This is a genomic window from Streptomyces sp. NPDC005962, from assembly GCF_040629205.1.
In the GTDB taxonomy this organism is placed as follows: domain Bacteria; phylum Actinomycetota; class Actinomycetes; order Streptomycetales; family Streptomycetaceae; genus Streptomyces.
On record NZ_JBEXVE010000038.1, the window covers coordinates 38,246 to 56,460 of the forward strand.

General features: G+C 72.0%; 16 protein-coding genes. 13 read left to right on the forward strand and 3 right to left on the reverse strand.

Translation table 11 applies throughout. From position 1 onward, the window contains the following. Position 1 precedes the first annotated feature (1 nt). The 6 genes from ABZ370_RS38830 (at position 2) to ABZ370_RS38855 (ending at position 7,040) form a co-directional block, all read left to right on the forward strand. The gene (locus ABZ370_RS38830; protein ID WP_358631503.1) at positions 2–298 is read left to right on the forward strand and encodes a sarcosine oxidase subunit delta; all 297 of its coding nucleotides are present in this window, start codon (positions 2–4) and stop codon (positions 296–298) included. Continuing rightward, positions 295–3,180 (forward strand): sarcosine oxidase subunit alpha family protein, encoded by a 2,886-nt coding sequence (locus ABZ370_RS38835; RefSeq protein ID WP_358631506.1) that lies wholly within the window; start codon positions 295–297, stop codon positions 3,178–3,180. Before ABZ370_RS38830 ends, ABZ370_RS38835 begins: the two co-directional genes overlap by 4 nt. Beyond that, positions 3,173–3,820: a sarcosine oxidase subunit gamma family protein gene (locus ABZ370_RS38840; RefSeq protein ID WP_358631509.1), complete on the forward strand. Its 648-nt coding sequence runs from the start codon at positions 3,173–3,175 to the stop codon at positions 3,818–3,820. The genes ABZ370_RS38835 and ABZ370_RS38840 overlap by 8 nt, the downstream gene beginning before the upstream one ends. A 117-nt stretch (positions 3,821–3,937) precedes the next feature. Then, a complete protein-coding gene (locus ABZ370_RS38845) occupies positions 3,938–5,038 on the forward strand; it encodes a winged helix DNA-binding domain-containing protein (protein ID WP_358631512.1) in 1,101 nt (366 codons plus the stop codon). A 21-nt stretch (positions 5,039–5,059) separates the two neighbouring features. Then, the gene (locus ABZ370_RS38850) at positions 5,060–5,752 is read left to right on the forward strand and encodes an HAD-IA family hydrolase (RefSeq protein ID WP_358631515.1); all 693 of its coding nucleotides are present in this window, start codon (positions 5,060–5,062) and stop codon (positions 5,750–5,752) included. A gap of 91 nt (positions 5,753–5,843) precedes the next feature. Continuing rightward, entirely contained in the window at positions 5,844–7,040 is a 1,197-nt protein-coding gene (locus tag ABZ370_RS38855; RefSeq protein WP_358631518.1) for an FAD-dependent monooxygenase, read from the forward strand. A gap of 27 nt (positions 7,041–7,067) precedes the next feature. On the opposite strand, the gene ABZ370_RS38860 is transcribed toward ABZ370_RS38855, so the two are convergent. Both ABZ370_RS38860 and ABZ370_RS38865 read right to left on the reverse strand, forming a co-directional pair. Beyond that, a complete protein-coding gene (locus tag ABZ370_RS38860) occupies positions 7,068–7,709 on the reverse strand; it encodes a hypothetical protein (protein ID WP_358631520.1) in 642 nt (213 codons plus the stop codon). A gap of 157 nt (positions 7,710–7,866) precedes the next feature. Beyond that, complete coding sequence (locus tag ABZ370_RS38865; protein WP_358631523.1) at positions 7,867–8,664, reverse strand: SDR family oxidoreductase; 798 nt, start codon at positions 8,662–8,664, stop codon at positions 7,867–7,869. Between the two features lie 195 nt (positions 8,665–8,859). Between ABZ370_RS38865 and ABZ370_RS38870 the strand changes: the two genes are divergently transcribed. Together ABZ370_RS38870 and ABZ370_RS38875 are read left to right on the forward strand one after the other, a co-directional pair. Beyond that, positions 8,860–10,083 (forward strand): helix-turn-helix domain-containing protein, encoded by a 1,224-nt coding sequence (locus ABZ370_RS38870; RefSeq protein ID WP_358631526.1) that lies wholly within the window; start codon positions 8,860–8,862, stop codon positions 10,081–10,083. 124 nt (positions 10,084–10,207) lie between these two features. Next, the gene (locus ABZ370_RS38875) at positions 10,208–11,533 is read left to right on the forward strand and encodes an MFS transporter (RefSeq protein ID WP_358631529.1); all 1,326 of its coding nucleotides are present in this window, start codon (positions 10,208–10,210) and stop codon (positions 11,531–11,533) included. Between the two features lie 18 nt (positions 11,534–11,551). Here the strand turns inward: ABZ370_RS38875 and ABZ370_RS38880 are convergent, their stop codons facing one another. Beyond that, positions 11,552–12,721, reverse strand: coding sequence for an aminotransferase (locus ABZ370_RS38880; RefSeq protein ID WP_358631532.1), 1,170 nt, complete (start codon positions 12,719–12,721; stop codon positions 11,552–11,554). 566 nt (positions 12,722–13,287) lie between these two features. On the opposite strand from ABZ370_RS38880, the gene ABZ370_RS38885 reads away from it, so the two are divergent. Genes ABZ370_RS38885 through ABZ370_RS38905 form a run of 5 tightly spaced genes read left to right on the forward strand, consistent with a single transcriptional unit; the run spans position 13,288 to position 18,185 of the window. Continuing rightward, positions 13,288–15,135 carry a phage tail sheath C-terminal domain-containing protein gene (locus tag ABZ370_RS38885; RefSeq protein WP_358631535.1) on the forward strand — a complete coding sequence of 616 codons (1,848 nt, stop codon included), beginning with the start codon at positions 13,288–13,290 and terminating at the stop codon, positions 15,133–15,135. 7 nt (positions 15,136–15,142) lie between these two features. Then, positions 15,143–15,667 (forward strand): phage tail protein, encoded by a 525-nt coding sequence (locus tag ABZ370_RS38890; protein ID WP_358631538.1) that lies wholly within the window; start codon positions 15,143–15,145, stop codon positions 15,665–15,667. Between the two features lie 41 nt (positions 15,668–15,708). Then, entirely contained in the window at positions 15,709–16,458 is a 750-nt protein-coding gene (locus ABZ370_RS38895; RefSeq protein WP_358631541.1) for a hypothetical protein, read from the forward strand. Further along, the gene (locus ABZ370_RS38900; RefSeq protein ID WP_358631544.1) at positions 16,451–17,194 is read left to right on the forward strand and encodes a hypothetical protein; all 744 of its coding nucleotides are present in this window, start codon (positions 16,451–16,453) and stop codon (positions 17,192–17,194) included. The genes ABZ370_RS38895 and ABZ370_RS38900 overlap by 8 nt, the downstream gene beginning before the upstream one ends. Positions 17,195–17,201: 7 nt before the next feature. Next, on the forward strand, positions 17,202–18,185 hold the full coding sequence (locus tag ABZ370_RS38905) for a DUF4255 domain-containing protein (protein WP_358631546.1): 984 nt from the start codon (positions 17,202–17,204) through the stop codon (positions 18,183–18,185). The last annotated feature ends 30 nt before the right edge of the window (positions 18,186–18,215 follow it).

The window sequence follows — 18,215 nt, forward strand, 5'->3', positions numbered from 1 at the left end:
CGTGCTGCTGATCACCTGCCCATGGTGCGGTCCTCGCGACGAGGCCGAATACCACTACGGGGGACAGGCCCATGTCCCCTACCCCGGAAACACCGCGGACCTCACCGACGAGCAGTGGGCCGGGTACGTCTTCTACCGCGACAACCCCAAGGGGCCCTTCGCCGAGCGGTGGATGCACGGCACCGGCTGCCGCCGCTGGTTCAACGTCCTGCGTGACACCGCGAGTTACCAGATGCTGGCCGCCTACCGGCTCGACGAGCCCCGCCCCGAACTGCCCCAGGCCGGAGGGAACCGATGACCGACCAGCCATTCCGGCTCCCGGGCGGAGGCCGCGTCGACCGCGGCACCGTGCTGCGGTTCACCGTCGACGGCCGGGAGATGACCGGGCACCCCGGAGACACCGTCGCCTCGGCGATGCTGGCGAACGGGCTCGTGGAGGTCGCTCCGTCGCTCTACCGCGGCCGCCCGCGCGGCATCGCCGCCGCGGGCGCCGAGGAGCCCAACGCCCTGGTGCGGATCGACGGGCCGTGCGCGGAGGGCATGCTGCCCGCGACGACGGCGGAGCTGTACGACGGCCTGTCCGCCACCACGCTGTCCGGGATGGGCCGCCTCGACCCGGCCGCCGACCCCGCCGTCTACGACAAGAAGTACGTCCACACCGATGTCCTCGTTGTCGGCGCCGGGCCTGCCGGGCTCAGCGCCGCCACCGCCGCCGCGGGCTCCGGCGCCCGCGTGATCCTCCTCGACGAGCAGCCCGAGCCGGGCGGTTCGCTGCTCTCCGGGGGGCGGGCCGACCTCGCGTGGGTCGCCGACGCCCACGCGGCACTCGACGCCGCCCCCGAGGCCGTCGTCCTGCTGCGCACCACGGCGTTCGGCAGCTACGACGACAACTACGTCCTGGCCCTGCAGCGCCGCACCGACCACCTCGGCGCCGACGCCCCCGACCCGTCCGAAGGCGTCTCGCGCCAGCGGGTGTGGCACATCCGGGCCCGCCAGGTGGTCCTGGCGACCGGCGCCCACGAGCGTCCGCTGGTCTTCGCCGGAAACGACCGCCCCGGGGTGATGCTCGCCTCGGCCGTGCGCTCGTACGTCAACCGGTACGCCGTGACCCCGGGCTCGCGGGCCGTGGTGAGCACCACCAACGACAGCGCCTACGCCACGGTCGAGGATCTGCACGCCGTCGGCATCGACATCGCCGCGGTGGTGGACGCCCGTCCCGAGCTGTCCCGGCGGGCCGCCGAGGTGGCCGTGGCGACCGGCGTGCGGGTGCTGACGGGCAGCGCGGTGGTCGCCACCGCGGGCGGGAGCCGCCTCACCGGCGTCACCGTCCTGCCCCTCGACGACCACGGGCAACTCACCGGTGACCCCGAGTCGTTCGACTGCGACCTGCTGGCCGTCTCGGGTGGCTGGAGCCCGGTGGTGCACCTGCACAGCCAGCGCCAGGGCAGGCTGCGCTGGGACGAGGACCTGGCCGCCTTCGTGCCCGACGGCACCGTACGGGACCAGCGGGTCGTCGGCGCGGCCCGTGGGACGTACGGCCTCGACGGCGCTCTGGCCGAAGGGGCGCGGGCCGGTGCGCGGGCCGCGACGGACGCCGGATTCCCGGTCCCCGTGCCGCCGTCCGACGAGGCGCGGTCCGACCAGGCGCGGTCCGAAACCGGGCCCGTTCGCGCACTGTGGCTCGTCCCCGCACCCGGGGGCGAACCCGGCACCTGGGACACCCACTTCGTCGACCTGCAGCGCGATGTGACGGTCGCCGACGTCCGGCGGTCGGTCGGCGCCGGTATGCGCGGGGTCGAACACGTCAAGCGCTACACCTCGCTCGGCACGGCGAACGACCAGGGCAAGACGTCCGGCGTCAACGCGATCGGTGTGATCGCCGAGGCCCTCGGCTCGGACGCGTCACCCGGTGAGATCGGCACCACGGCCTACCGGGCGCCGTACACGCCGGTGGGCTTCGCCGCCCTGGCCGGACGTGAGCGCGGCGAGCTGTTCGACCCGGAGCGCACCACGTCCGTCCACGGCTGGCACGTCGCGCACGGGGCGGTGTTCGAGGACGTCGGGCAGTGGAAGCGCCCCCGGTACTACCCCCGGCCCGGTGAGGACATGGACGCGGCCGTGGACCGCGAGTGCCGCGCCGCCCGCGAGGGCGTGGCGTTCATGGACGCCACCACCCTCGGCAAGATCGAGATCTGGGGCGCGGACGCGGGCGAGTTCCTGGGCCGCGTCTACACCAACGGCTTCAAGAAGCTGAAGCCCGGCATGGCCCGCTACGGCGTGATGTGCGGGCCCGACGGGATGATCTTCGACGACGGCGTCACGCTGCGCCTGGACGAGAACCGCTACTTCATGACCACCACGACCGGCGGCGCCGCCGGGGTCCTGGACTGGCTGGAGGAGTGGCTGCAGACCGAGTGGCCGGGACTCGACGTCCACTGCACCTCGGTGACCGAGCAGTGGACGACGATCGCCGTCGTCGGCCCCCGTTCCCGCCAGGTTCTCGCCCAACTCGCCCCCGACCTCGACCTGTCCGCCGAGGCGTTCCCCTTCATGGCCTTCCGCGAGACCACCCTGGCCTCCGGTGTCCCCGCCCGCGTCTGCCGGATCTCCTTCTCCGGCGAACTCGCCTACGAGATCAACGTCTCCGCGTGGTACGGCCGGGCCGTCTGGGAGCAGGTGTACGAGGCCGGGCTGCCGCACGGCATCACCCCGTACGGCACCGAGACCATGCACGTCCTGCGGGCCGAGAAGGGCTACATCATCGTCGGCCAGGACACCGACGGGACGGTCACTCCGCAGGACGCGGGCATGTCCTGGGTGGTCTCCAAGCAGAAGGACTTCGTCGGAAAGCGGTCCTACGCCCGCCCGGACACCTCACGCACCGACCGCAAGCAGCTGGTCGGCCTGCTGCCGAGCGACGGCAGGACCCGGCTGCCCGAGGGCGCCCAGCTCGTCGCGCCGGACGTCCCCTTGGACACGGTGCCCGTGCCGATGCTCGGCCACGTCACCTCCAGCTACCACAGCCCGGCCCTCGGCCGCCCCTTCGCCCTCGCCCTCGTCGCCGACGGGCGGGCCAGGATCGGGCAGACCCTGCTCGCCCCGGTGGGCGAGGAACTGGTGCCCGTCCTGGTGGCCGACACCGTCCTGTACGACCCCGAAGGGACCAAGCGCGATGGCTGAACCGACGATCGACGCGGGCGCGGGCCCGGTGGCATTGCGCACCAGCCCGCTGGCCCACTGGGAGGAGCGGATGCGCGCCGCCGCCGTCACCGGCGCCCGTGGCGTGGCATTGGCCGAGTGGCCGTTCCTCACCATGGTGAACCTGCGTGTCGACCCCGCTTCGGAGGCGGCCGACCGCATCGGCAAGACCCTGGGGGCGCCGCTCCCGAGGCAGTGCGGCCACACCATGGCCTCCGGCCCCCACACGGTCCTCTGGCTCGGCCCCGACGAGTGGCTCGTGGTGTCCCCGGCCTCCCCGGCCTCCCCGGCCGACGGGCCCGCCGTGGCCGCCGAGTTGCGGGAGGCACTCGCGGGAGACCCCGGATCGGTGGTGGACGTCTCGGCGAACCGCACCACGCTGGAGCTGAGCGGCCCGGCCGCCCGGCAGGTGCTGGAGAAGGGCTGCCCCCTGGACCTGCACCCCCGGGCCTTCGGCTCCGGCCGGGCGGTGTCGACCACGGTGGGGCCGGTCGCGGTGCTGCTCTGGCAGGCCGACGACGCGCCGACGTACCGGCTCCTCCCACGGTCCTCGTTCGCCGATTACCTGGCGCGCTGGCTCATCGACGCGATGAGCGAATACCGCGGCCCGGAGCTGCCGTAGGCGGCACGGCGGTTCCGGCGTCGATCGCCGCCGATCGCCCGGAGATGCGGTCACATCCTGACCGCATCTCCTGCGATCGTCGTTCCGTACGCACGGAACCGAAGGGAACACGCGTCGATGACCGTTCTCGACACCAGGGCGCTGGGCCGCGCCACGCTGGCCCGGCAGCTGCTGCTCGACCGCGCCGACATGCCGGTCCTCGACGCCGTCGCGCACCTCGGCGGCCTCCAGGCGCAGGAGCCGCAGGAGCCGTTCACCGGCCTGTGGTCGCGGCTGCGCGGGTTCCAACCGGCGTCCCTGGACACCCTGCTGACCGGGCGGAGCGCGGTGCGAACCCACCTCATGCGCCGCACCGTTCACCTCCTCGCCGCCGACGACGTGCTGGCCTGGCGGGCCCGCCACGACACCATGCTGCGCCAGAAAGTGATGGGCACCTACCGGCGCGACCTCGACGGGGTCGACCTCGGTGAACTCGCCACGGCGGCCCGCGCGGTGCTCGCCGACGGCGAACCCCGCTCGATGGCCGAGATCGCGCGAATCCTCGCCGACCGCTGGCCCGCACCGAGCCCGAGGGCGCTGGGGGAGATGGCGATCGCCGCCCTCGTCCCGGTCGTGCAGCTGCCGCCGCGCGGGCTGTGGCGCGCGACGTCGCGGGTGCGCAACACTCCGCTCGCCCGCTGGCTGGGCCGCGAGATCGATCCGCCCGCACCCCAGGGGACCGACCCGGTCGGCGAGGCGCTGGTACGCCGCTACCTGGCCGCGTTCGGCCCCGCCGCCTCGGCCGACCTGCGCGCCTGGTGCGGCCTCGCCGGACTGCCCACCGCCGTGGCCGCCGTCCGCGGGGAGCTCGTCACCTTCCGCGACACGCGCGGCCGCGAACCTCTCGACCTGCCCGACGCGCCGCGCCCCGACCCCGGCACAGCCGCCCCAGTGCGGTTCCTGCCGGCGTTCGACAACGCGATCCTCGGCTACCACGACCGCGGCCGGATCATCGACGACGCCCACCGTGGCCTGTCCGTGGCTGGCGCCCGCGTCGTCCTGGTGGACGGCAGGGTCGCCGCGACCTGGACCGTCGAGGCGGGCACCGTGACCGTCACCCCGCTGCGCGGCTTCTCCCGCGCCGAGCACACCGCCGTCACCGAGGAGGGCCGGGCCCTGGCGTCGTTCCTGTCGGACGACGACAGCGACCGGATGCGCATTGCCACCGTGTGCCGCTGAGGGGCTGGCTACGATCGCGGTATGGCCAACGGAGTGATGTTCGACTTTTCCGGAACGCTGATGCGCGTCGAGTCGGTAGGGGAGTGGCTCGGCGCGGTCCTGGCGGAGGCCGCCGTCCCCGCGGACGGCGAGCAGTTCTCGGACTGGGTAGGGCAGTTGACGGAGTACGGAGCACTGCCGGGCGAACCGGCACCCCGGCACATTCCCGCCCACCTCGAACAGCTGTGGCGCGAACGAGACCTGAGCGCACATCAGCATCGAGCCGCCTACACCGCGCTGATCGCGGAGGCCGGGCTGCCGAGGGCGGAGCTGACGCAGGCCCTCTACGACCGCCACAAGACGCCCGCCGCGTGGCGCCCTTACCCCGACACCGAGGCCACGCTGCGGGAACTGCGCCGACGCGGGGTCCCGGTGGCCGTGGTCAGCAACATCGGCTGGGACCTGCGGCCGGTCTTCCGGGCGCATGACCTCGACGGGCTGGTGGACGCCTACGTGCTCTCCTTCGAGCTGGGCAGGCAGAAGCCCGACCCCGCCATCTTCCGAGCCGCGTGCGACACGCTCGGCCTGCCGCCCTCCGAGGTGCTGATGGTCGGTGACGACCGCACCGCGGACGGCGGTGCCAAGGCGCTGGGCTGTCCGGTGCACTTCGTCGACCATCTGCCGGTTGACCAGCGCCCGGCGGGGCTCGCGCCCGTCCTGGACCTCTTCGACTGAGCGCTCGCCGAAACTTCTGACCGACGTCAAGCCGTGGCGTCGCCATGCCTCTACTTGATTACCTAACTTAGGTATCTATATTATCGCGGTCATGACCCACTCCACGCACCGCACGGTCCTCATCTCCGGCGCGAGCATCGCCGGTCCGGCCCTGGCCTACTGGCTCGATCGCTACGGCTTCGACGTCACCGTCGTCGAGAAGGCACCCGCGATCCGCGGCGGTGGCTATCCCGTCGACATCCGCGGCACGGCCCGCGGCGTCGCGGACCGCATGGGACTGCTCCCACAACTGCGCGAAGCCCATGTCGACAGCCGCAAGTTGTCTTTCGTGGACGCCGACGGAACCCTCATCGGCTCCGTCCGCCCCGAAGCCATCACCGGGGGAGCGGAGGGGCTGGACCTCGAAGTGCGGCGCGGCGACCTGGCGGACGCCCTCTACGCCCCGGTCCGCGACCGGGCCGAGTTCGTGTTCAACGACTCCATCGCCACTCTGGACGACCGCGGGGACCGCGTCGAGGTCACCTTCGACAGCGGCGCCCACCGCACCTTCGACCTGGTCATCGGCGCGGACGGACTGCACTCCCACACCCGCCACCTGGTCTTCGGCCCCGAAGAGCGGTTCCACCGCTACCTCGGCCACACCTTCGCCGGTTTCACCCTCCCCAACGACTTCGGGCTCTCACACGAGGGGGTCATCTGGAACACCCCCGGCAGGGCGGCCGTCCTCTACGCCCACGAACCCGACGACCGGATGCACGGGTTCCTCGTCTTCCGGCAGGAGGAGCCGCCCTTCAGCGCCTTCCGCGACCCCGGGGCCCAGCGCGAGCTCGTCGCCGCCACGTTCCCCGAGCACACCTGGCACATTCCGCGCCTGGTGGCCGCCCTGCGCGAGGCCGACGACCTGTTCTTCGACATCGTCAGCCAGATCCACCTGCCCACCTGGGCGCGCGGGCGTGTCACCCTCGTCGGCGACGCCGCCCACGCCACCTCGTTCCTCTCCGGCCAGGGCTCCAGCGTCGCTCTTGTCGGCGCCTACGTCCTGGCCGGGGAACTGGCCCAGCACACCGACCACGCGGACGCCTTCGCCGCCTACGAGCGCAGGATGCGCCCGTTCGCCGAACAGAACCAGGCGCTGGCCACCTCGGGCGGCACCGTGATGGTCCCCGGCACTCAGGACATGCTCGACGCTCGCAACGAGGCCCTGCTCGACCCCGCCCAGCTGACGGGAGCCGAGTTCCGTGCCGCCAACACCGGCCTGATCCTGCCGGACTACAGCCCTGCCGTGTGACCGCTCGGGCGCGCGGTGTGCGGTGCGCTACAGGCCGTCCCGTACCATCGCGGCGACGATGTTGACGTGCCGGTCGGCGGCGGTCTGGGAGAACTCGTTGTCGTAGTTCAGGCCGTACGGCCAGAAGTGGCCGCCCCCGGCGGACAGCGTGGCGGCGGCGCCGTCGTACTGCCGGACGAGCCGGGTGGCCTCCGCGCCACGCCAGGTGCCGCCGCTGGTGAGCGAGGCCCAACGGCCGCTCGTGCCGACGCCGATCGTGTGCGCGATCTCGTGCAGCGCGGTGCGCTCGGTCATATAGGCGCGGTTGCCGAAGCGGATGGTCCCGTTGATGTTGCCGTCCGCGGTGGGAACGCCCGGGTCGTACTGCACGGTGATGGACTTGCCCAGGTCGCTCAGGTTGTTGTAGCGGGCCACCGCGGCGTTCATGGCCGAGGTGATGCGGCTATAGGCGTCCTGCTGGTCCGGGGTGGGATTGGGGGCCTTCTGCAGCGTCCAGGTGAGGGACGCCAACTCTGCCCGCTGGGCCTGCGGTTGCGCGGATATCGGTGCCTTCGCCGGGGCGGCGGCCTGTGCCACGACCGGCGCGGCCACCGTGAACGTGGCGGCCGCCAGGGCGGCCGCCAGGGCGGCGGCCATGGCCCGGCGTCTGGGGCGGGTGGGTAACGTCATGTCCCATACTCCTCGTTGTCCGTGCGGTGCTGTGCGAGGGCGTTCGACTTTGTGCGGGTATTACGACAAGGCACGGGTGACGGAGTGTCAAGGAGTTGCGCAGTTGTGGACAGTGCCGCTCGTTGGCCGGAACCTGACGCACGACCGCACGGGGGGTTCAGCAGCGTGCCGTGAGGCCGCCGTCCACCGGCAGACACACGCCGTTGACGTACGCCGCTTCGTCGGACGCGAGGAACACGGAGGCCGCCGCCACATCCCAGGGGCTGCCCATGCGTCCGGTCGGGCTCGCCGCGTGGCGGGCCGCGAGCGCGGCCTCGGGGTCGTCCCAACCGGCCACGATCTGCTGGGCCACCAGCGGGGTGTCGATCAGGCCCGGAAGGACGGCGTTGACGCGGATGCCCTCGGCGGCGTGGCGCAGCGCCAGCGCCACCGTGAGTTGGTTGACCGCCGCCTTCGCCGCGCTGTAGCTGGGATACGGGTAGCCGGTGTCGCGAATCGCGGCGATCGACGACACGTTGACGACCGCCCCGCCGCCCGCCGCCAGCATCCGCGGCAGCACATGCTTGCAGGCCAGGAAGACACCGTCCACGTTGACCGCGAGCGCGGACCGCCACGTGGCGAGGTCGAGCGCGGTGACATCGCCCAGATGGGCCACACCGACGTTGTTGTGCAGCACCGTGGGCGTACCGAAGGCGCGCTCGGCCGCCACGACGGCGGCGGCCACCTGCTCCTCCACCGTCACATCGGCCGTCAGAGGCAGCGCCTCACCGCCCTCGGCCGTGATCGCCTCGGCCGTACGGCGCGCCTGGTCCGGGTCCCTGTCGATCGCCGCGACGCGCGCGCCCTCGCGGGCGAACGCGAGCGCGGCCGCCTTGCCGTTGCTCACTCCGTCCCCGCTCGACCCGGCCCCGAAGACAAGTGCGGTGCGGCCGTCCAGCCGTCGTCCCCTGCGCATGGCCCGATCCTGGGCGCCGAGACGCCCCCGGACCACCGACGGCCGTCGCAAACCTGCCGTACCCGCTCCTCGGTCTGTAGAAAACGCCAGGTCATAACCCTTCCGCCGGACCGAGGACATACGTAATGATCTTCCCCTGTCGGTGGCGGCGACGGACCGGGCCGCCGCCCCCTGTCCGGTGGGAGGCGATGCGCGATGCTCGGAGGCCGACTCCAGGGCGTCGTGGACGACCTGGCGGAGCGCATAGGCCGCTCCGTCGCGGTCAACGATCCACGCGTTCACATCCTCTGCGCCAGCCGCCACTTCGGCGACGAGGACCGGGTGCGGGTGCGCGCCGTGCTGCAGCGTGACGCGGGGAGCGCCGCGGCCGGCCACATCCTCGCCCAGGGCGTCGACCGCTGGACCGAACCCGGTGTCATCCCGCCGCGCGCCGACCTCGGCATGCGGGCCCGGCTGTGCGCGCCGATCCGGTGGCGGCACCAACTGCTGGGCCTGCTCGTCGTCATCGACCCCGACGGCTCCCTCCCGCGCTCCAGCGTCGACGCCGTCGCCGAGGCCACCCGCACCCTCGCGCCCCTGATGTACCAGGACGTCGCCGCCGCCGACACCGAACGCACGGCCCGCGAGGGAGCGCTGCGGCAACTGCTGCACCCGTCGGCCACCGTGCGCGAAACCGGGCGGGACGCGCTCGCGGGCGGTGGCCGCCTGCCGTCGTCCCGCTACGCCACCGTCACCGTCGCCCGCATCGTCGGCGACCCACCGGCCGACCGCACGGGAGCGACGGAGGTGGCGCTGCGCACGGGGCTGGAGCGGGTGGCGGCCGACAGATCGTGGCGGACCGAGTTCTGCCTCGCCGGTCCGCAGGGCATCCTGCTGACCTTCTCCGACCGCCCCCTGCCGGGGGAGACGCTGCGCGCCCGCGCGGCGGCACTCCTCGAACAGGCACGGTCGGTGCTGGCCGGAACGGCGGAGTGGGTCGCGGGGACCGGTGAGACCGTGGAAGGCGGCGCCGAGGCGGCGTGGATGTCGTACGAGCAGGCCCTCGGCGCCGCACGGGCGGCCGGTGTGCGGACCGGTGGCGACGGCATCGTCCACTGGTCGGAACTCGGCGCGCTGGCGCCCCTGTCGCTGCTCCCGCCGGACCGTCTGACCCTCGCGCTGCTGCCCGGACCGCTGCGCGTCCTCCTCGCGCAGGACTCCTCGGGCCGTCTCACCGAAACCCTCACCGCCTACCTCGACCACGGAGGTTCGGCCCCGCGCACCGCGCAGGCGCTCCATCTCCACCGCACCTCGCTCTACTACCGGTTGCAGCGGATCACGGAACTCACCGGGCTCGACCTGGCCGACGGCGACAACCGGCTCGCCCTCCACCTGGGGCTCCGCCTCCACGCGCTCATGGGCGCGGCCGACTACGGGTGAGCCTTGGCGGATTTCGACAAAGCGAGGAAAACGCCCGGCCGATTCCCGACAGGGCGCGGTGGCACCCTTCGCCACCGCGCTCCATACTCCGACCGCAGTCCAAGGTCACCCAGGAGCCGCCGCCATGTCCACCATCGCCCCACCCGCCGTCCGTACGGTGTCCACCGCACGGATCGCGGTCGCCAGTTTCGTCGGAACGGCCATCGAGTTCTACGACTTCTACATCTACGGGACCGCCGCCGCGCTCGTCCTCGGGAAGCTCTTCTTCCCCACCTTCTCCGCGCTCGCGGGTACCCTGGCCGCGTTCGCCACCTTCGGTGTCGGCTTCGTGGCCCGCCCGATCGGCGCGGTGATCTTCGGACACTTCGGGGACCGCACCGGCCGCAAGACGATGCTGGTCACCTCGCTGCTCGTCATGGGCACGGGAACCGTCGCCATCGGGCTGCTGCCCACCTACCGGGACGTCGGCATCGCGGCACCGCTGCTGCTGGTCCTGTGCCGGTTCCTGCAGGGTGTGGGGCTGGGCGGCGAGTGGGGCGGCGCGGTGCTGCTGGCCACCGAGTACGCGCCCCCGGGCAAGCGGGGGCTGTGGTCGAGCTTCCCGCAGATGGGCCCCGCCATCGGCTTCATCGCCGCGGGCGGCTCGTTCCTGCTGCTGGGCCGGGTGATGGACGACGCGGCGTTCGAGTCCTGGGGATGGCGGATTCCGTTCGTCGCCAGCTCGGCGCTGGTGATCGTCGGCTTCTACATCCGGATGCGGATCGCCGAAACACCCGTCTTCCAGAAGGCGCTGGAACAGCAGGAGCGGGCCAAGGCGCCCATCGTCGACGTGGTCCGCCGCCAGGGCACCACCCTGGCCCTGGCGACCTGCGCGTTCATCCTCGCGCACACGCTCTTCTACACGATCACGACCTTCGCGCTCTCGTACGGCACCACGGTGCTGGACCTCGACAAGGACATGCTGCTGCTGTGCGCGATGGCCGCGGCGCTCGTCCTGGGGCTGGCCACTCCGCTGCTGGCCGTCCTGTCCGACCGGGTCGGCCGCCGCAACGTCTGCCTGAGCGCGGGCATCCTGGCCGCGGTATGGGCGTATCCCATGTTCGCCCTGATCAACACCGGTGAGCCCCTGCTCATCGGGCTCGCCATGGCCGTCGGGATGCTCGCCTTCGCCGCGCTGTACGGCCCGATGGGCGCCTTCCTGCCCGAGATGTTCGCCACCCGCTACCGCTACACCGGCGCCTCCGTGGCCTACAACGCGAGCGGCATCGTCGGCGGTGGCGTCACGCCCCTCCTCGCCACCCAGCTCGTCGCCACCACCGGCTCGTCGCTGCCGGTGTCCGGCTACATCGTGGTCGTCGCCCTGGTCTCCGCGCTGTGCGTGTGGTTCCTGAAGGAGACCCACACCAGCGACCTGGGAGACGACCCCCTCCGGCCGCTCACCGACGGGTGAACGCCTCGTGACGCCGGGTCAGCCCGGGACGTCCTCGGCCATCAGCCGGAGCCGCCCCGCGAATTCGGTGAGCCCGGCCCGGTCGACGTTGCCGAAGCTGACCCGGAACACCTCGCGGTCCTCGGGCAGGAAGGCGGTGCCCGGGATGACGAGTGTGTCGTAGCGGGTGACGAGGTCGCGCACGACCTCGTCGGTGCCGCGCCCGGCGAAGGGGTGGCGGACCCAGCCGAAGAACCCTCCGCAGCTCAGCAGCTCGAAGCCGCCGGGCCGGTCGGCCATCACGGACTCCAGCCGGCGCCGCTTGTCCGTGACCTCCTCCGCACGCGCACGCCGCCACTCCCGGGCCGACGTCAGCCCCGCCCAGGCGGCCTCCTGCCCGACCCGCGGAGGGCAGATCGCCACGCAGTCGAGCAGCTTCATCACCTCGCGGTTCAGCTCCGGCGAGGCGACGACCGCGCCCACCCGGTAGCCGGGAATCGCCAGGTCCTTGGAGAAGCTGTGCAGGCTCACCAGGGTCCCCGCCCAGTCCGGTTCGGCGAACAGCTCGTGCGCGGGCTCCCCGGTGGCGCGGAACGAGCGGTAGGTCTCGTCCAGGATCAGCGCGACGTCGTGCCGCTTCGCCACCTGGTAGAAGCCCGCGAGCACATCCGGCGGGATGGTGACGCCGCTCGGATTGCCCGGGGTGACCAGGACGATCGCCCGGGTGCGGGGTGTGATGAGCGCTTCGGCCGCTTCCGGGCTGGGCACCAGATCGGGCCCGGGGTCCAGGTAGCGCGGCACGACGCCGTTCATGCGCAGCCACATGTCGTAGTTGAAGTAGTACGGCAGGACTTCGATGACCTCGTCACCCGGTTCGGTGAGCGCCTGGGCGACGAGGCAGAACGCCTGGTTGCACCCCGCGGTGACCACCATCTGGTCGGCCCCCACCGGGCTTCCGTACCCATGGCCGAGGTCCGCGGCGAACGCCTCGCGCAGCTGGGGCAGCCCGGGGCTCGGCACGTACGCGGCGCCGTTCGGCTCGTGCGCGACCGCGGCGACGTGCTCGATCATCTCGGCCGCGGGCGGGTAACTCGGCGCGGCCTGGGCCAGATCGAGCAGCGCGCGCTCCCCGCCGCGGTCCGCGAGCAGGGCGTAGGTCGCACCCATCGGCGAATCGATCTCGCGTACGGTGCGCGGGCTGAGTCGCACGTCGGCGCTCCTTCACGGTCTGGCTGGCTGCTGTCGGTTCACCGCTCACCGCGATGCTACCGAGCTGCTCCCGCGACAGGCGCTCGTGCCATTGGTCGGACCACTGGGCGTACTCCTATTTCCGTTAATCGGGTACGGCCATGATCCTTTTAGGGGCTTTATCCCGGCGTCCTTCCTGCTGACAATTTGACGCGCCGAGGCGCGAGTTATTCGGCTTGTTTCTGTCCCCTCGCGTGGTCGCCGAAAAAATGATCATGCGTGGTGAAGGGGGATACGTCGGGTTATATCGCTCTCGTTCGGGCGACATCGGCTGAGTCCATCCCCTGTCTCGGTCCTGTAGGGGATGGCCGGAAAGTCTTCTTGACCCTCATTCGGTCGGCCTAGAAACTCCAAGAAGCACTCATGCATCAGGAGCCGCAAGCGGCGTGTCGGGTCTCGCGATACGGATTTCGCGGGGGGTGTGCGACGGGGGAACTGATGGAGGAAGCGTGTGCACGACGGCACATGCTCGCACTTTCTTCACTTCCTCTCCTCATCTCTTGATGCGCGCAGAGAATGGAGGGGGAATGCCGGCACAAGCGGGCTATCCCGGCGTATACGTCGAAGAACTTCCCAGCAGCGTACGTACGGTCGCCTCGGTCACCACATCGGTCACCGCATTCGTAGGGCACACCCGCCGGGGTCCGTTGAACACCCCCGTGCGGATCACCAGCTTCGCCGATTTCGAACGCCGTTTCGGTGGCCTCACCTCACAGAGCGCGGTCGGCTACGCCGTGCACCAGTTCTTCGGCAACGGCGGGACCGTGGCCGTCATCGTCCGCGTGGCCAAGTCCGGCACCGGCAAGGCCGCCTGCGTGACCCTCCACTCCACCGAAGGGCACAGCGAGTGCCCCGTGCTGGAGGTGCACGCCAAGGAGCCCGGAGTGTGGGGTTCCGGGCTGCGGCTGGCCGTCGACTACGACACCAGGTGCCCGGAGGAGACCTTCAACCTCCATGTCCTCGACGCCCGCGGCACCGCTCGCGAGACCTTCCCGGGCCTGTCCATGGACGCGAGCCACGGCCGCTTCGTCGAGACGGTCGTGGGCTCCGGCTCCGGTCTGATCCGCGTCAAGGTCGTCGGCGAGGGCCGCCCGGACCCGTCCGGCACCGTGTCCAAGAAGTTCGCCGCCGAACTCCCCGACCTGAACGTCGAGCTGACCGTCAAGATCGGCGAAGTAGAGCGTGAGTTCACGCTCTACGACCCGGACTGCGACGGCGAGGCGCCCTGCGACATCACCGAACTCGCCCTGCTGCTGGAGCACAAGCTGCGCGCGCTGCCCGACGCTCCGGGGCAGCACGCCTACGCGGGAGTGCAGGTCACCGCCTTCGGCCGCCGCCTCCAGGTCGTCGCCGGGTCCGTCGACCCCGACGACGTCGTGCGCTTCCTGGGGGAGTGCGCCAACGACCTCGGCCTCGAAGCCTCCGTCAACCCGCCCGTCTTCCCGCTCGCGGGCGGCGAGGACGGCGGCCTGCCCGGTCCCCGCGACATCATCGGCGGCGAGGCCCGCAAGACCGGCCTCCAGGCGCTGCGGGACATCGAGGACGTCAACCTGCTCTCGCTGCCGGAACTCGCCTCGTACGAGTCCGTCGAGGACATGATCACCGTCATCTCGGCGGCCCAGCGGCTCTGCCAGGAACGCCGGATCTTCCTGCTTGTCGACGCGCCGTCCGCCTGGGGCAGCGTGGACGCCGCACGCGCCGGGATCGGCGCCTTCGAGCCCGTACGCAACAACTACGCCGGCCTGTACTTCCCGCACCTGCAACTCACCGACCCGCTCACCGGCCGGCTGCGCTCCTTCCCGCCCTCCGGTGCCCTCGCGGGCGTCATCGCCCGTACCGACGCCGAGCGCGGCGTCTGGAAGGCCCCGGCCGGCACCGAGGCGCGGCTGGCGGGGGTGCGCTCGTTCACCGTCAAGCTCACCGACCGCGAGAACGGGCTGCTGAACCCTCTCGGCATCAACTGCCTGCGCACCTTCCCCGTGGTGGGCCCGCTGGTGTGGGGCGCGCGCACGCTGGAGGGCTCGGACGCGGCCGACAGCGAGTGGAAGTACGTACCGGTCCGGCGGCTCGCCCTCCACATCGAGGAGAGCCTGCGCCGCGGACTGCAGTGGGTCGTCTTCGAGCCCAACAACGAGCAGTTGTGGCAGCAGATCAGGCTCAACGCGTCGGCGTATCTGCACACGCTCTTCGAAAAGGGCGCCTTCAAGGGCAGCACTCCGCGCCAGGCCTATTTCGTCAAGTGCGACAAGGACACGACGACCGACGAGGACATCGCGGGCGGCATCGTCAACGTGGTGGTCGGCATCGCGCCGGTGAAGCCCGCGGAGTTCGTGATCGTCAAGATCCAGCAGATGGCCGGACAGTTCGAGATTTAGGAATGTGATGGCAGAGTTTCAGGTCAACGCCCATCGCTTCGACCCGTACAAGAACTTCAAGTTTCTGGTCCTCTGGGACGGTCGTACGGTCGCCGGCGTCAGCAAGATCAGCCCGCTGAAGCGCACCACCGAAGTCGTCAAACACCGGCACGGCGGCGACCCCAGCTCGCCCCGGAAATCCCCCGGCCGCTCCGAATTCGAGGGAGTGACCCTGGAACGCGGAGTCACCCACGACCCCGAATTCGACCGCTGGGCCAACAAGGTCTGGCAGGTCGGCGCCGGACTCGGTTCCGAGGTCTCCCTCGCCGACTTCCGCAAGGACCTCGTGATCCAAGTCCTCAACGAGGCAGGTCAGGTCGCCGTCTCGCACAAGCTCTACCGGACCTGGCCCAGCGAATACCAGGTGCTGGGCGAGCTGGACGCCAACGCCAACGCGGTCGCCATTCAGAGCCTCAAGCTCGAATGCGAGGGCTGGGAACGGGACTACGAGGTACCGGAGCCGGAAGAACCCTCCTTCACCCACCCCGCGTAAGGCTCGCGACAACTGGAACGGAACGGAAACGGGCTTGAGGGATGGTGAACACGGGGACCGGGCCCGCCGAGCTGCTGGCCATCTGGGAGGCGGGCCTGACACACCACGGCCCGGAGCGCGCCCTGCTGCTGCACCGGGCCGCCCGCCCGGAGTCCGGCACCGACGCGTTGCGGTCGGTCCCGGTGGGGGAGCGGGAGGCGGATCTCCTCGCGCTGCGCCGCGCGCTCTTCGGCGAGCGGATGCAGACGCGCGTGGAGTGCGGCGCGTGCGGCGAGGCGATGGAGTTCGACCTCGACGTACGCGACCTGGCGGCCGCCGGGCCGGATCAGCGGGAGTCGCCCCTGCGGGTGGAGGACGGCGAGTGGGTGGTGCAGTTCCGGCTGCCCACCGTCGCCGACATCGAGGCGGCGGCCGCGGCCGGGCCCGACGCCCCGCACCAGCTGCTGGCCCGCTGCACCCTCTCGGCCGTACGGGCCGGGCAGCCGGTCCCGGCGGACCGGCTGGCGTCCGCCCTGCCCGAGCCCGTACGGCGGCGGCTCGCCGACGCCGTGGCGGCCGCCGATCCGGCCGCCGACGTGACACTGAACGTCGCCTGCCCCGCCTGCGGCGAGGCCACCCGGGCGGAGCTGGACATCACCTCCTACCTCTGGACCGAACTCGACTCCTGGGCACGGGACCTGCTGCTCGACGTCCACCTGCTCGCCACCGCATACGGCTGGAACGAGCCGGAGATCCTGGCGCTCAGCCCGCTGCGGCGCCGCTACTACCTGGAGCTATGCGCAGATGGCTGACTACTTCGACCGGCTGATCGCGCGCCACGCCCCCGCCACCGCCGTGGCCGTACCGCCGGGCGGAGCCGACGGTACGGCCACGGCGCGGGTACGGCCACGGCTGCCCGGCCCGTACGAGCGGATCGAGGCCCTGCGCGCCCCCGAGCCGCTCCTGGACGAGCCCGGCCCGCTGCTCACTCCACCGCCCGACCCCGCGCCCGTACCGGAGCAGCTCCTCGTCCGGGAGATCAGGACCACCGACCGCGAGACCGTCGTACGCTCCGCCGAGCCCGCCCCCCACTCCGAGGCGGACCGCCCTGCCCAGCCCCCGGCCGCCGCCCCGCTGCTGCGCCCCGCCACCCCGCTTACCCCGGGGCCGCGCCCGGCCGCCCTCGACGGCGCGCCGAGCGCCGGGCGTCGGGTCCCGGCCCCTGGTCCCGCATTGGACGGGACGCAGCGGCCCGCGACGCCTGCGCCCGGCTTCCCGTTCACTGCCGCCGCCCGCGCGGCCACCCCCTCCGCGCTGCCGTCCGCTGCCAACCCTGCCGTGGACCGTGCCGCCGTCCGGACGGCCGCCGTCCGGCGCCGGCCCAAGGCCGCCGAGCGCGTCGTCCACGTGCAGATCGGGCGGCTGGAGGTCAGCGCCGCCGAACCGTCCGGCCGCCGTCCGTCCGCTGCCCGCCCCGAGCAGGCGGGACGGCGCACGCCCGCGCTGAGTCTGGACGACTACCTGTCGCGCGGCGAGAAGAGGGGCTGACGTACAGATGAGCAACGCACTCGCCTTCGCGACGGTCACCAAGGCCCTGGCGATTCTCATCGCCAACAACCTGGCCCCTGAGATCGACATAGCGGTCGCGGTCGACACGAAGAAACCCCCGGCCGAACCGCCCCTCGAACCCACCATCAACGTCTTCCTCTACCAGGTCACGCCGAACGCCTCCATGCGCCACAACGACCTGCCGACGCGCGCTTCGGACGGCACGCTCTTCAAGCGCCCGGCGGCGGCGATGGACCTGAACTACCTGATCAGCGCGTACGGGGAGGAGGCCGAACTGATCGGGCAGCGGCTCATCGGGTGCGTGGTGCGCACGCTGCACGAGATACCCGTCCTGCCGAAGGACGTGATCGAGGAGGTGGTCGCCCGATACCCGTACCTGGCCGGCAGCGACCTGGCCGAGTCGATCCAACGGGTGCGGTTCACACCGACGCAGATGGACGTCGACGAGACCTCGAAGCTCTGGGGAATGCTCCACCAGACGCCGTACACCCTGTCAGTCTGCTACCAGGGTGCGCTGGTCCTGATCGAGGGCCGCGAGAAGCCGGTCCCGGCGAAGCCGGTGGAACGGCACACGGTGCGCGTCCTGCCCTTCGGGGCGCCGGGCGCGCCGGAACCGCCGGGGCCGTTGGAGCCGCCGACGGAGCCGAGTGAGCCGGCCGGGGAAGCTGGAACGTCCGCCGTGGGGAAGGCGCGGGCCGCGTCCCGCGCGTCCGCCCCAGCGAAGGGCGGGGCGTCGGCTGCCGAGCCGGGCAGGGCAGACGAGGCAGCGCAGGCCGCGGAGGCCGCCGAGGCGGGAGCCCAGCTGCCCGCGCCCACGAAGAAGCGCGCCGGTTCCAGGAGCGGCACGGGCAAGTCGGCCGCCGCACCGGCCCGTACGCGTAAGGCGACCGGACGCGGCAGGCCGCGCGGCGGCAACCAAGGCAGCTCAGGCTCAGGCTCGTCCGGGACTCCTGACGGCACGGAGAGCTGAGGCGCGGTGCGACGAGAGACGGGGGCAGGG

Excerpts from the sequence above, each read along its gene's own strand:
- ABZ370_RS38845 (WP_358631512.1), top strand. The coding sequence starts at position 3,938 with ATGACCGTTCTCGACACCAGGGCGCTGGGCCGCGCCACGCTGGCCCGG.
- ABZ370_RS38840 (WP_358631509.1), top strand. The coding sequence starts at position 3,173 with ATGGCTGAACCGACGATCGACGCGGGCGCGGGCCCGGTGGCATTGCGC.
- ABZ370_RS38860 (WP_358631520.1), bottom strand. The coding sequence starts at position 7,709 with ATGACGTTACCCACCCGCCCCAGACGCCGGGCCATGGCCGCCGCCCTG.
- ABZ370_RS38855 (WP_358631518.1), top strand. The coding sequence starts at position 5,844 with ATGACCCACTCCACGCACCGCACGGTCCTCATCTCCGGCGCGAGCATC.
- ABZ370_RS38905 (WP_358631546.1), top strand. The coding sequence starts at position 17,202 with ATGAGCAACGCACTCGCCTTCGCGACGGTCACCAAGGCCCTGGCGATT.
- ABZ370_RS38875 (WP_358631529.1), top strand. The coding sequence starts at position 10,208 with ATGTCCACCATCGCCCCACCCGCCGTCCGTACGGTGTCCACCGCACGG.
- ABZ370_RS38890 (WP_358631538.1), top strand. The coding sequence starts at position 15,143 with ATGGCAGAGTTTCAGGTCAACGCCCATCGCTTCGACCCGTACAAGAAC.
- ABZ370_RS38900 (WP_358631544.1), top strand. The coding sequence starts at position 16,451 with ATGGCTGACTACTTCGACCGGCTGATCGCGCGCCACGCCCCCGCCACC.
- ABZ370_RS38885 (WP_358631535.1), top strand. The coding sequence starts at position 13,288 with ATGCCGGCACAAGCGGGCTATCCCGGCGTATACGTCGAAGAACTTCCC.
- ABZ370_RS38895 (WP_358631541.1), top strand. The coding sequence starts at position 15,709 with ATGGTGAACACGGGGACCGGGCCCGCCGAGCTGCTGGCCATCTGGGAG.
- ABZ370_RS38850 (WP_358631515.1), top strand. The coding sequence starts at position 5,060 with ATGGCCAACGGAGTGATGTTCGACTTTTCCGGAACGCTGATGCGCGTC.
- ABZ370_RS38835 (WP_358631506.1), top strand. The coding sequence starts at position 295 with ATGACCGACCAGCCATTCCGGCTCCCGGGCGGAGGCCGCGTCGACCGC.
- ABZ370_RS38870 (WP_358631526.1), top strand. The coding sequence starts at position 8,860 with ATGCTCGGAGGCCGACTCCAGGGCGTCGTGGACGACCTGGCGGAGCGC.
- ABZ370_RS38865 (WP_358631523.1), bottom strand. The coding sequence starts at position 8,664 with ATGCGCAGGGGACGACGGCTGGACGGCCGCACCGCACTTGTCTTCGGG.